Source organism: Anabaena catenula FACHB-362, from assembly GCF_014698735.1.
Lineage (GTDB): Bacteria > Cyanobacteriota > Cyanobacteriia > Cyanobacteriales > Nostocaceae > Anabaena > Anabaena variabilis_A.
Genome location: NZ_JACJTQ010000045.1, coordinates 26,912 through 41,050, shown reverse-complemented (window position 1 = coordinate 41,050; position 14,139 = coordinate 26,912). Strand labels below are relative to the sequence as shown.

Genomic DNA, 14,139 nt, shown 5'->3' with positions numbered 1-14,139 from the left:
AACTTGCTGACTTTTTAGTAAAGAGCGGATTTTGTGCATTAGATCAGCGAGAGGGACTTTGTATATCTATTGAAATTGAAGCTAATAAACTTAATTTTTTTAATAACCCAAATAATAGCACTTTTGCTCTTCTACTGGTTAATCATTTATTTGAAATGGAGAAGACAACTTCTCTTAAGCTACTATTTAATGAATTAGAAGCAGCATTTAAGGAAGGAAAAAATGCAGAAATATTGAGGTCTATCAAAGCAAAATTACGCTATTACTAATGCGAAGGTGAGTGATAAATAAAAATTAAAACTATGTTTTCTAACATAAATAATTTACAGGAAATAAAACGCGAACTTGCTGACTTTTTAGTAAAGAGCGGATTTTGTGCATTAGATCAGCGAGAGGGACTTTGTATATCTATTGAAATTGAAGCTAATAAACTTAATTTTTTTAATAACCCAAATAATGACACTTTTGCTCTTCAACTGGTTGATCATTTATTTGAAATGGAGAAGACAACTTCTCTTAAGTTACTATTTAATAAATTAGAAAATGAATTTGGAGGAAATAAGCAAAAAAGACTATCGGAAATGAAGACTTCTGTTCAAGAGGAAATCGAGTGCAAGGAATACAAGGAACAAACAAGGGATGCTTATGACAACTTTGGACAGTTTTCGTTTCAAAAAAATGCTGCTCAGAGAAAGAAAATCAATGAAAGAGAATTGAATCCAAAAGAACTGAAGCAAAAAAAACTGAACGAAAAAGAACGCAAGGGAGTTTTGCAAAAAGTGAACGAATCCTGGATCAAGGGATTTCTCTATCCTTCCCTAGATTTAGAGGATGGTAATATTCCTATCATTAATCCTAACCGGGAATTCAACCTGAATGAGTCCTATAAAGCACTAAAAAACACGCAGACCTTTGAGGAAATTGGGCAAAAACAAGGTCGAACGCTGTTGATTTTGGGAGAGGCAGGATCTGGAAAGACGATCGCACTTCTGCAACTGGCAGAACGTCTGCTCGAAGACAGTAAGAATAATTCGTATTCAGCGATGCCTATTATGTTTAATCTGTCTTCTTGGGCGGAGAACCAAAATATATTTGATTGGTTGATTGATGAACTACGAGACAAATATCAAGTTTCCCAGTCTTTGAGTGAGAAATGGATTCGTGGACAACAGCTTATCTTATTGCTGGATGGGCTGGATGAAGTCGAAAAAAGGCATCGTAACAATTGTGTCAGTAAATTGAACGATTTTCTTGTTAACTTTCCCCAAACTGAAGTTGCGGTTTGTAGCAGATTGGAAGAGTATGACGCTCTCCAACAACGCTTAAAGATCAGCAGTGCCCTTTGCCTACAACCTTACTCATTAGAGCAAGTGTATCAGTATTTAGACCAATATGGTGGTCTTTTGGAAGCGTTAAATAAGCTATTAAAAAGCAATGCGGAACTAGAACAGTTTGCTCGAACTCCTTTGATTTTGTACTTCATGAGTGAGGCATACCAGGGAGATTCTTTTGAACATTTAATATCACGACTGCAATCAACAAGCGATCGGAATAAAAATCTATTTGATGATTACATCAATAGGAAGCTACGTAAAGGTGCTGCTACTTCAGAATACTCCCAAAATGACGTGCTACATTGGCTAAATTGGTTGGCAAAACAAATGTCTCAATCAGTTTTTCAGATCGAACAAATCCAACCTCAGTACTTGCCTTCAGAAAACGATATAAATATATATCGTATTGCAATAAGCTTAATATTATGCGTCATTCTTGGAATTATTGCAGGGACATATTTCATATATTATTATACCGCATTTCTGAATAATAAACAGGTTACAGAAATAAATATTTCAGTACAATTCATAGCGATTGGATTGTTAAGTGGACTAATATATGGAGTAATTGTAGGGCTGCTTTCTTTATCTTCAGGATATTTACAATCCAAAAGGTTAAGAAAGGGGGTAATATCAGGAATTATATTTGCATTATCAATTTATTTTATCGGTTATTTTCTTCATCAACCGATTCCAATAACTCCAATATATCTGAGTGCAATATTCGGTGGAGCTATTTTTAGTTCAATAGATACAAGCATTGAACCCGTAGACAGTATAGAATTAGACGTAAAGAGAATGATTAAATATGTCGGTTTTTTTGGCATATTTGGTGGTGGAACTTCATTTTTAGGACTATACATAGAGAATCCAAACACTTTTTTATCTGATAAATTTTATTATTTTATTTATGTAACGATAATCTTCATGATTGTTGGCCTATTTATAGGTGGTTTTAGAGTACGAAAAAATAGCATAGATTTAAAAGATTCAATTCCTAATCAAGGAATTAAAAGGTCATTAAGATACACGGTAATAACTTTCTGCGCTCTATTTTTTAGTGCTATGTTTGTTGGTTGGGGAATGGATTTTTCATTTCATTTCAACCCAGTTTTAATATGTCTTGGTTTAGCTGTAGGATTACTCGGTGGGTTAGGAGCTAATGAAAGTTCGGGTGTGGTTTGCCTTCAACACTTCATCCTGCGTCAGATGCTTTACAAGAAAGGTTGTATTCCCAAAAACTATGAAAAATTTCTTAACTTCGTTTCAGTTCGTCGTTTGATGAATCAAATCGGGGGTAGTTATATCTTTTTCCACCGAATGCTATTGGAACATTTTGCTAGGATGTAAAGAGGGGCAAGATAGCTAGAAAAACGTTAATTTTAGGGTAGAAACATTACAATCACAGTTTGATTCTTAGAAATAAGCTTTTAAAACAAAAACATCAGCTTGTATCTTGAATCGCTTAAATCCGTAACTGTTTTATTCATTGTTGTTATTGTAACTCACTATATTGAGAAACGCGGCGTTGCTGGAGTATGGTATGGTTTCATGTATTTTGGCACGAAGTTTAGATATTTTCAGCTTGTAATTCATTCCGCATTTATGCAACACTAAAAACGCTGTACTAACTTATACAGGATCTGAACAATCAATGCAGAAGTTAGCAACTTTAGTGGAACTGCTACGCTATCGAGCGCAGAATCAACCTGATAAAATAGCTTTTACTTTTCTCTTAGATGGAGAAACAGAGTCAAACAGACTAACTTATCAAGAATTAGACAGACAAGCACGAGCGATCGCAGCCACACTTCAAACTCTCAAAGCGACTGACACCCGAGCCTTATTGCTTTACCCTTTCTCGGCTAGTTTAGAGTTCATAGCAGGTTTCTTAGGATGCCTTTACGCTGGGGTTGTAGCTGTTACTACTTATCCCCCTCGCCCCCAGCAGTCAATGTCTAAAATACAATGGATGGTAGCAGATACTGAGGCCAGTCTTGTACTCACCACTACAAATTTGTTAAGCGTCATAGAGCGTGAATCAGTTCAAACTTCAGATATAGCAGAGTTACGCTGGCTTGCTACTGATAGCATTGACACTGATTTAGCAGAGTCATGGCAGGAACCAGTGGTAAGTAGCAACACCTTAGCATATCTCCAGTACACCTCCGGTTCAACAGGGACGTTTAAAGGAGTGCAGGTGACTCATGACAATATTCTGCATAATGAGCAAATGATCCAACAAGCCTTTGAGCATAGTGAAAAAACTATCTTTGGAGGTTGGTTGCCTTTATATCATGACATGGGACTTGTTGGGAATGTGTTACAGCCATTGTACTTAGGTATACCGTCCATCCTTATATCTCCAGTAGCATTTATCCAAAAGCCTTTCCGCTGGTTACAGCTTATATCTCGCTATAAAGTGACTACTAGTGGAGGACCTAATTTTGCTTATGAATTGTGTATTCATCGAGTTACCCCCGAACAACGGGCAAGTCTTGACTTGGGTAGTTGGGAACTTGCTTTTAATGGTGCTGAACCTGTCCGGGCTGAAACACTAAAGCAGTTTACTACCAAGTTTGAGCCATGCGGATTTCGCTTTGAAGCATTCTACCCTTGCTACGGGATGGCTGAGACTACTTTATTCATTTCTGGAGGGCTGAAAACATCTCCACCCACTGTTAAATACGTTGAAAAAGCTGCCCTTGAGCAACACCGAGTCGCGATCGCTCCCGAAAAGCAAGAGAGTACCCAAGCAATTGTCAGCTGTGGCAAACCCTGGTTGGGTACAAAAGTCGTTATTGTAGATACCGAATCTTTAACTTTATGTCCAACTGGACAAGTGGGAGAGATTTGGGTGTCAGGTCCAGGTGTAGCCAAAGCTTATTGGAACCGACCAGAAGAAACAGTTCAAGCTTTCCAAGCCTACCTGGCTGATAGCGGTGAAGGTCCATTTTTACGCACTGGTGACTTGGGCTTTTTGCTAGATGGCGAGTTGTTTGTTACTGGTCGGCTAAAGGACATAATTATAATCTGGGGTAATAATCATTATCCCCAGCACATCGAACAAACGGTAGAGCAAAGCCATCCTGCACTGCGTCATGGTTGTGGTGCAGTATTCGCAGTTCAGATTGACGGTGAGGAGCAACTTGTCATTGCTCAAGAAGTTGAGCGTAGCTACCTGCGGAATCTAAATGTTGACGAGGTAGTCGAAGCCATCCGAATGGCAGTAGCGACAGAACACGTTGCAGAAATATATGCCGTGTTGCTACTCAAAACCGGCAGTATTCCCAAAACTTCCAGTGGCAAAATTCAGCGCCATATCTGTCGAACTAGATTTTTAGATGGAAGTTTGGATGTGATAGGTGAATGGCGATTTCTTAAAGCAGAGCAAAATAGTATGCTCAATAAATTATTTGAAGTTGACACAAATTAATAAAGTGCCAGGTCAATAGACTACTTAGTTGAAAATTGCTATATTTACCAATACTGTAGCCAATTTACGAGGGTGAGATGATGACGCTTTAACCATTAACTCCCATTTATCTAAGGCTTGGCAAAAACAATCAGTCCTAAAAATTCCTTTAAGGTTTCCCACTAGGGTTTTTTAATGTATTGAAAGCAGGATAAGGGTTTCAGGTGACAAACTACCTTTTGCTCGAAACGCTTATGTATACTTATTTTGGACAGTTTTGCCAAAAATTATCAAGACTCTTTTTTTGGCTACAGTATTGTTTACAGAACCCATATCCAAAGCAAGTTTTATGGTTGTAGTTTTCTACTTTGTCGGGGCCTTAATTTTTGGCAGTTTAATTGAATACTGGGTGCATCGCTCGATGCATAAATTACATATGGTTGGAAAGGCACATCACAAACACCACCATAGCAATACTGGACAAGGAGTGATTTGGGAGTTTCTGCAATATGCAGGAGGGGTTTCCATTTTTATGTGTCCAATATTTTTAATTTCCATACAAGCAGGTTTGATCTGGTCTATGGGCATATTGGTCTATGCAGCTTTTTCAGCCTACTCGCACCAGTTGCAGCATGAAAATCCCAGTCTGTGTTTCTGGACTAAAACTCACTACATACATCACAAGTACAATATGGAGCAGCACAATTTTGGTTTGGCGATGGATGTCTGGGATCGAGTCTTTGGCACCTACAAGCAATACAAGCTTGTAGAATCTTTAGAAGAGGAATTGTTACAGCCAGAAAAAGGGTATTTCGATATCAAGTGGTGGTAACAATACCTTTGCCGAAATAAGAGCCTAAAAAAATTATTGATTAAAAATTTGTTTTATAATTGTTTCTGGACTAAAGTTTTGTTTAGACAATAAATTTTTATTGTGGATTTCTGAATAATTGTCTGGTTGGAAAATCCATTTTTGAAGAATTGATAATAATTGTTTAGAGCTATAAATAGTAGCGGATATACCTCGATTTTTAAAAAAGTTTACTGTTAATAATTCCTGGGGCATAATTCCACCTAAGCCATTAAATATAATAGGACACCCAAGATGTAGAGCCTCACAAGAAGTTCTACCTCCAGGTCTTGTGACTATCGCATCACAAATTTGAATAATTTGATACATTTTATCTGTAAAAGGTAAAATACATAAATTTAAATCTGAATTTTGTTGATTCCATATTATTACCTGCTCCATAGCATTTTTATTGTGACCACACAGCACTATAACTTGCAAATAATTTTTTAAGGTAACCAAATTCTTTAAGAATGCAAGATGGTTTTGAGCACCAGATCCACCTGTGGCTAACAATAATGTAAATTTTTCAGTCTTTAAACCTAATTCCTTAACTAAAATATTGTTTTTTTCTATCTCATCTAGAGGAGGATTATAAAAATTACGAGGCAAGATATTTCCTAAAAGTTTCACTCTCTCAGGTTTCATCCCCAAAGAGATTGCTGCTTGTGTAGTTTCTTCTGTGGGTGCCCAAAATAAATCTGCATTATGATTGACCCAATTGCGACTAAAACCGTAGCCTCCTTGAAATTCTAAGCAATAGGTTATACAACGTAAATGAGAACCAATAATTTGTTTTCCTAACTCAAAGTATCCTTTATTTAGAGCATCATGAACACTAATAATAACTTGAGGTTGAAAATCATTAAGTAGTTGAATATAGTAGTCTCTACCTAAAGAAACTGTCCCCGGATTAATTAGTTCTTGTAGTTCGATAATGTTATAGTAGGCGTGATGAAACCAAGGTGCATTTCGTTGAAGATAGTTATAAAAATCAACTGCTTTTGCTAATATGGGACTAGAGTTTTCTAGTAAATGTTCAATCTTAATTTCTATCTGAGAGCCTAATAAATAGTTAGCCCAATCAGTAAAAGCGGCAGCAGCAGCATTATGTCCATTTCCACTACTAGAAGTTAAGACTAGAGTTCTGATAGGTTCTGTTAGGTTTTGATTGTTTAATGTTAACATGACAATATTTGAATAGAATTTTTTTTTGCAAAATTATCTGCGTATTTTCTTGACAATTCCATCAAAGTACCAATTAAGTATTGGAGCCAGCAAACTATGCCAAACTTGTAATAATTTCATTTCTAGTCCAGGTGTAATTGCAAATTTTTTTCTTTTAATACCGCATAAAATTACTTCTGCTACACCTTGAGCACTCCAAGTTTTAGCCGTACCTGTGATCAACTTGGTTTCAGTAGGTTTTGTCAGGTTTTCTGCTGCTAACTGTGGAGTATCAGTATCGGGAGGATAGACAATTGAAACATAAATTCCCAAGCATTTTAACTCTCCTCGCAATGACTCAGCTAACCCCCGTAAAGCGAATTTAGATGGACTGTAAGGAGTATAGCCATAAATCCCAATTAGTCCAGCGCCAGAAGATATGATCACAATATGTCCCTGCTGCTTTTGCATCATCAATGGTAAAACTGACTTGATGGCATAAAGAGTACCAAAATAATTGATTGCCATCGTGTCTTCAAATACTTGCAGGGGAAGTTCATGAAAATAACCTGGGTGGGCAATTCCGGCAGAAGTAATTAATAAGTCTGGTGTACCTATTTCCTCAGTAGCTTTGGTAATTGCTTGTTCAATTTGAGCTTGCTGTGCTACATCTGCGGAAATACAAAGAATGCGTTGTGCTGAATCTGCTCTTACTGCTTCTATTTCTGCTTTGGCTGTTTCCAGTGTGTCTTGATGGCGAGAAATTATGGATATGTGCGCTCCTTGCTGGGCCAACATAATTGCTATCGCTTTGCCAATCCCGCTAGAACCACCAGTAATAATTGCATGTTGTTGATAAAATTGCATGGGGATTATTAATCTGTTAAATAAAGGATTAAATTTTGAGTCAAAACAGATAGCTAATTCTGCAATTTTTCTAGTTCTTTAACAATAGCATCTATAGTAAAAATAATTTGTTCTTCTGTATGACTGGAAGTTATGAAAAAGCGTAACCTAGCCATATTTTCTGGAACTGATGGATAAATCATTGGCTGAACATTAATACCACGTTGGAACAAAGATTGAGAAAGTTTTATGCTTTTTAATGAGTCACCTATAATAATAGGAATTACTGGCGTGTTTTGACTAAATCCTGTGTTTAGTTGGTATTTTTGTGCAAGTTCTAGGAATAGCTTTGCTCTGGAATGTAAATTTACCAAGCGTTCTGGTTGAGCTTTGAGAGCTTGAATAGCTGCTAAAGCTGCTGCTGTATTAGCTGGAGACATACCGGCACTATAAACAAATCCTGGAGCAGTATATTTGAGGTATTCAATTAAAGCACTACTACCTGCTATATACCCACCGCAACTGGCAAAAGATTTACTCAGAGTTCCCATCCAGATGTCCACATCATTGGGATTTACTCTATAATATTCGCTAATACCACGTCCTTGTTTTCCTAAAACACCTATCGAATGTGCTTCATCAACCATTAAAAATACTTTATGACGCTTTTTCACCTCAATAAATTTGGGCAGATCAGGAATATCACCATCAACACTATAAATCCCCTCAATGACAATTAATACTTGTTGAAAATTGTGTCTTTGAGTAACTAATAAATTGTCTAATGCCTGCCAGTTATTATGAGAAAAAGGAAGTATTTTTGCACCTGATAAGGAGCAACCTTCTAAAATACTATTGTGACTTAGCGAATCATGTACAATTAAATCTTTGTCACCAAACAAATGACCAATTGTAGTTACATTAGTTGAATGTCCCCCAACAAAAGCTATACTGTCAGAGACTTCTATTAAGTCAGCTATCTCCCTTTCTAATTGGCGATGTATAGGCTTTTCTCCTGAGGCCAAGCGGCTTGCGGAAACAGAAGTACCATATAAATCAATTGCTTTTTTCACAATTGAGTTAATATTAGCATCACCTGATAATCCTAAATAATTGTAACTTGAGTAATTTATAAATTCTTGTCCGTCAATAATAGTTGTGTTATTACTTACAGTTTCATTAACTTTAAAGTATGGATTAGCACCGTCTCCTATTAGTTCTAATTCCTGAATCCTTCGTTTTAAATTCAGATAATTCGGATGCAGATTAAAATTATAATATTCAGGTAATATTTCTGTTGTTAGCTGTTTTATTTCTGGTATATGGTGCTTCGGCAATTTTTCTGGGATAGACTCTAGACTAGATTGATTAGATAAGTATTTCGCCAGAGATTGAATATCTGGATAATCCCAAATTATTGTTGGTGAAATTTCACAGTTCAAGAAACTTCCTAAAGCTGTTGCCAAACTGACTGCCGTTACTGAATCAAGACCATACGTAAAAAATGATTGATTTAAAGCAATCTTTCTGTTTTCTACTCCTAACTCATTGGCAAACCATGTTTTTAACCAACATTTAATTGATTCGTTTTTACTAATATAACTGTCAGCATCCTCTCCCTTACTACTGTCGCTATGTGCAATATCTTCTATCAAGCTCTGGAAATCTTTCTCGTGTATCTTTTCATTTATGCCACGGGATGTTGAGGTGGAATATTTAATAGTTAACTGATTAGTTAGTGGATAATTATTCGTTTCTTTTTTTATTTCTTGATTTAATATATTAAAATTATTAATAGTCATTGAATGTAGAGAATCTATAACTAATTCTTGACGTAATAATGGGTCTAAATCATTATCTTCACCAGGAAGGGCTTGTTCAATATCACCGATTGTTTCAGTATAACTAGATACTAAATCATTAATATTAAGCAGTTCAGATTTTGTTGGCATACCATTTAAGGCTTGATATAAAGCCATCTCAAACTGTTTTTGTACCCATAAGGCAGCATGACGTAAAGAGTCTTGATTGGGATTACGGTTTAAGGCTTCTCGAATCACTGCTAGTAAAATTGCCTGGGTACTTACTTCCCCAATCAAACTATATGCTAAACGTTGTGCTTGCAATCGCTCTAAAAAAGACGATGTTGTTGTTAAGCAATGGGTATTAATTTCATTTACAGCATCAGTTAATTTGCTTGATACATCTGGTGTTTTTAAGGTATTAGTCAGAAACTCAATCAGTTTTTCCGGCTTATGAATAATGTTAGAACCCAGATACATATTTAGGGTTTCTGTCGGTCCTTCAAAGATGCGAAACAATCTTGCATCTCGAAGAATTTGCGGTGCAATGTTGTTTTCTAAGTATCCACGACCTCCCAGTAATTGTACTAAAGTATCAGCAGCTTTCCAAAGAAATTCTGAACCAGCTATCTTACAGGCAATAAATACTTCTTCTGGAACAGAAAAGTTCTTATCTAAAAATTCAGCAATCATAGCTACCAACGTTTCTGTTGCAGTAATTGCTGCTGCTAAATTACTAAACTGGGTGAGTGTAACTGGATTATCTAAAAGAAAACCTGTAGCAATAGTACGACGTGTTGCATAACGATGCATAATTTGTGCTATCCGCTTCATTCCGCCTACACTTATAGCCCCCAGTCCTAACCTGGCATACATAAATGTATCTTGGGCAATTTCCATACCTGCGCCTAGTTCACCCAGCACATTTTCTTTTTTTACAGGAACACTTTCCAAATGGATAGTATTTTGTACCATACCGCGCATTCCCATTGTTAAAGCTTCGTTACCAAGGCGTAAACCTGGTGTTCCCTGAAGAGCAACAAAACCAGTAATGCCTTGAGGTTGACCATTGTTGTCAATGAGTTGAACAAATATATTAATCGCACTTGCCCAAGCAGCAGAACCGCTCCAAATTTTAGTCCCTTGCAAGCGCCAAATTCCTGAACCATCTGGTAATGCTTGAGAAGAAATAGCTCTGGGATTTGAGCCTGCATTCGGTTCTGTCAATGCTAGAGCAGCCATTTGACGACCAGAAGATAGCAGAGGTAATAGTTGTTCCTTTAATTCTGGTTTGGCATAACGCTCGATTGGACGAATGCCAAGAGCATTGTTCCCACCAACAAATGTTGCCAGAGTTAAATCAATGGCGGCAATTTGTTCCATTACACGCATCCCATCGCGGTTGTTGAGTGCAAGCCCTCCATAATTCTCAGATACTTGCATTCCCATAATGCCGCGATTGCCAAAATCAAGAACAATATGGGGAGGAATGGATCTTCGTTCATCTATTAGACGAGAATTAATCCGATGACTAGCATAATTACGCAGCCAGTCAATCACATCATCTGCTTTATGTTTACTCATTTCCTCAGTTAATATCTTTTTACTACTTTGAATAGATGAGGGCATTGGCAATTTTGGTATTTTGAAGTCAGTTAGCGATACTGAACTTTTAAATGAATTTTTTACCTCAATTCGGCTTGTAAAATTGAGTTTAGGCTGGTCTAAAATGCTAGAACCGACAACAGAGAGATTTCCTGCTAAAAAAGCATTTCGACAGGCATGACGTTGAATCTTACCACTGGAAGTCTTGGGAATACTTCCGGTTTTTAGTAAAACTACTACATATGCTTGTAATTCATGCGCTTCTGAGACCTCCCGACGAATCACCCCGACCACCTCATCTACATTCAGATATCGTAAGTAAGTACGCTCTACTTCTTGCACCACTACTAATTGCTCTTTTCCTTCTACTTCCACAGAGAAAGCGGCTCCACAATTGGCTCGCAGTGCTGGATGGCTTTTCTCCACAATCAATTCAATGTCTTGAGGATAATAATTGCGACCTCTAATGATAATTATATCCTTTAGTCTTCCTGTAATAAAAAGTTCTCCATTACTGAAAAATCCTAAGTCCCCTGTGCGAAGAAATGGTCCCTCTCCTGTATCCTTTAGATAAGCTTGAAACGTTTCTTGTGTGGCTTCAGGACGATTCCAATACCCAGAGGCAATACTCCCACCGGATACCCAAATCTCTCCTACTTGCCCTTTTTCATAGCAAGTTAACGACTCAGGATTAACAATCCTAACTGTTGTGTCTATGTAAGGACGACCACATCCCACAAACACACGACTTTTTACCGATAAAATATCACTCTCCTCTACCGAATTTTGTTCTAACTCCCTAGCCTTAACTCCCTGAATTAATGGCTTTTGATTTTTATCCCCACCTGTAGTAAACAAGGTAGTCTCCGCCATGCCATAGCAAGGATAAAAAGCATTGTAGTTAAAGCCACACAGAGCAAATTTTTGACCAAATTGCTCCAAAGTTTCTGCCTGTACTGGTTCTGCCCCACTGAAAGCCAAATCCCAACTACTCAAGTCAAGATTAGCTAATTGTTCTGATTGAATTTTTTTGACACATAAATCATAAGCAAAATTTGGTCCGCCACTGGTAGTAGCCCTATATTTAGAAATCACCTGCAACCAACGAATCGGTTTCTGAAGAAAAGCTACTGGAGACATCAAAATATTGAGAGATCCTAGATAAATAGGCTGTAGGACATGACCAATCAATCCCATATCATGAAACAAAGGCAACCAACTAACACCGATACTCTGCTCACTATGACCAAAAGCCTGTTGAATCAACTGCTGGTTGTGAATGATATTTCCATGTGTCACCATCACCCCTTTGGGTGTTCCTGTAGAACCGGAAGTATATTGCAAAAATGCCAAACTCTCTAGTGTGACTGATTTAAATAAAAACTCTTGAGGATTAGCTTCGATGGTATTGGTAGCCACCCACTTCAACTGGGTTAATAACTCTGTTTCCTCTTCCCACCTTTGATCAATGTCAACTAATGAGGTTGTCAGTGCTACCTTAGCCTGGGCATCATTAATGATAGAAAGCAACCGAGACAACTTTTGATTGCGTCTGGGAGGATAAACCGGAACCGCCACTACCCCAGCATACAAACAGCCAAAGAACGCTGTTATAAACTCCAATCCAGAAGGGTATAGCAATAAAGCCCTTTCTCCTTGCCAAGATTGGAGATGGGCTGCGATCGCTCTTGCTTGCCTGTCTAACTCTCCGTAGGTGAGACTTGCTGATTCTGTTTCTCCGTTTTCGAGACAGATGTAAGCTTGTTTATCAGGCTGATATTGTGCTCTATAGTTGAGAATTTCTATCAAGGATGTAGATGCTATACCCATAATATTTGTCTTCTATTCTTACTGGAGTTTAGACTAAATCGGAGAAGTTGAAGAAAAAAGGAGGTCTGATTGAATACAGCCCCCCGAGTAGCAGAAACTGAGAGAAGTACTACCAACTCTCACCTGCTAATATGAAACGTGCCAGATTGGAAGAATTCCGTCAAGCAGCCTACAAATATCTAGGTAGGTGTAGTGACCTGCAATTATAAATGCCCAAACCTGCAATCAAGACCTGAGCAAACCAGGATTATTTGCAACTATAATTTCAGTTGAACCAGGATTAACTGCAACTGAGCCAGGATTAAATGCAACCAGCCTGCAATCATCCGTTTCAGCCAGGATTAAGGGTCTTGGCAACTTTTGGTGATCCTGGTTGGGGGAAGGCAGAGGGCAGAAGGCAGAAGGCAGAAGGCAGAAAGATATAATTGAGATACTTCAAACTTCACTCCATCAAACATTTGATGAATAAGCCTCAGTAAGCCCTATGTCGGTGCTAACTCAGCTATTACCAGATTCAACCAATCTTAAACTTGAGAATTGCCAAGTTGACAAGATAAAAACTCAGATAAACTTGATTGTTTCCGCCATCACTAGAGTAGTTAATTGTCCAGTTTGTAACCAACCAACTCACAAAATTCATAGTCGCTACGAGCGTAAGTTAGCAGACTTGCCGCTTTCTGCTTATAGCATTAGTTTACAGTTACGGGTGCGAAAGTTTTTTTGCATCAACACAGGATGTAAACGGCGTATTTTTACAGAAAGGCTGACTAATGTAACTACACCTTGGGCGCGAAGAACTCTACGTTTAGCTCAAAGACTCAGTGCAATTGGTTTAGCTAATGGTGGTGCAGCAGGGGTCAGACTATCAGAGCAATTGGGGATAAAAGTTTCTCGCAATACACTATTAAATGCCGACAAAAATCTTTTTACACCCCTAGGACTTACGCAAGTGTCACACTAAAGATCTATTTTATGGTGCGTCAGATATCAAATATCTGTTTATTTACAGGATTTATAAAGTCTGACGCACCCTACTGATATGCCAGTTGCGTAAGTCCTGACCCCTATTAAATGAAGTTGAGGAAATGCAAAGTATATTAGTTGCTACTTTAAACAAACTTAAAGCTTGAATTGACTACTTCTTCCTTTCTTTCTTCTGCCTTCCCCCAACCAGGATCACCAAAAGTTGCCAAGACCCTTAATCCTGGCTCAGTTGCAGTTAATCCTGGCTCAGTTGCAGTTAATCCTGGTTCAACTGAAATTATAGTTGCAAATAATCCTGGTTTGCTC

Annotated in this window: 6 protein-coding genes and 2 pseudogenes; 5 read left to right on the top strand and 3 right to left on the bottom strand. The window is 37.8% G+C overall.

Features of this window, described 5'->3' with window-relative positions:
• The 4 genes and pseudogenes from H6G68_RS21805 to H6G68_RS21790 all read left to right on the top strand — a co-directional run.
• Positions 1-269: pseudogene (locus H6G68_RS21805) on the top strand (hypothetical protein); the annotation flags it as partial.
• Positions 270-302: 33 nt separating this feature from the next.
• Positions 303-2,684 carry an NACHT domain-containing protein gene (locus H6G68_RS21800; protein WP_190908516.1) on the top strand — a complete coding sequence of 794 codons (2,382 nt, stop codon included), beginning with the start codon at positions 303-305 and terminating at the stop codon, positions 2,682-2,684.
• 304 nt (positions 2,685-2,988) lie between these two features.
• Entirely contained in the window at positions 2,989-4,770 is a 1,782-nt protein-coding gene (locus H6G68_RS21795) for a fatty acyl-AMP ligase (protein WP_190908515.1), read from the top strand.
• Positions 4,771-5,026: 256 nt separating this feature from the next.
• Positions 5,027-5,581 carry a sterol desaturase family protein gene (locus tag H6G68_RS21790; protein ID WP_242045356.1) on the top strand — a complete coding sequence of 185 codons (555 nt, stop codon included), beginning with the start codon at positions 5,027-5,029 and terminating at the stop codon, positions 5,579-5,581.
• Between the two features lie 33 nt (positions 5,582-5,614).
• Here the strand turns inward: H6G68_RS21790 and H6G68_RS21785 are convergent, their stop codons facing one another.
• The 3 genes from H6G68_RS21785 to H6G68_RS21775 are packed head-to-tail and all read right to left on the bottom strand — an operon-like array spanning position 5,615 to position 12,849.
• On the bottom strand, positions 5,615-6,787 hold the full coding sequence (locus tag H6G68_RS21785; RefSeq protein ID WP_190908514.1) for an MGDG synthase family glycosyltransferase: 1,173 nt from the start codon (positions 6,785-6,787) through the stop codon (positions 5,615-5,617).
• Positions 6,788-6,820: 33 nt separating this feature from the next.
• Complete coding sequence (locus H6G68_RS21780; protein ID WP_190908513.1) at positions 6,821-7,633, bottom strand: SDR family oxidoreductase; 813 nt, start codon at positions 7,631-7,633, stop codon at positions 6,821-6,823.
• A 53-nt stretch (positions 7,634-7,686) separates the two neighbouring features.
• Complete coding sequence (locus tag H6G68_RS21775; RefSeq protein ID WP_190908512.1) at positions 7,687-12,849, bottom strand: aminotransferase class I/II-fold pyridoxal phosphate-dependent enzyme; 5,163 nt, start codon at positions 12,847-12,849, stop codon at positions 7,687-7,689.
• 484 nt (positions 12,850-13,333) lie between these two features.
• Here H6G68_RS21775 and H6G68_RS21770 point away from each other — a divergent pair.
• Positions 13,334-13,783: pseudogene (locus H6G68_RS21770) on the top strand (transposase family protein); the annotation flags it as partial.
• Between the last annotated feature and the right edge of the window lie 356 nt (positions 13,784-14,139).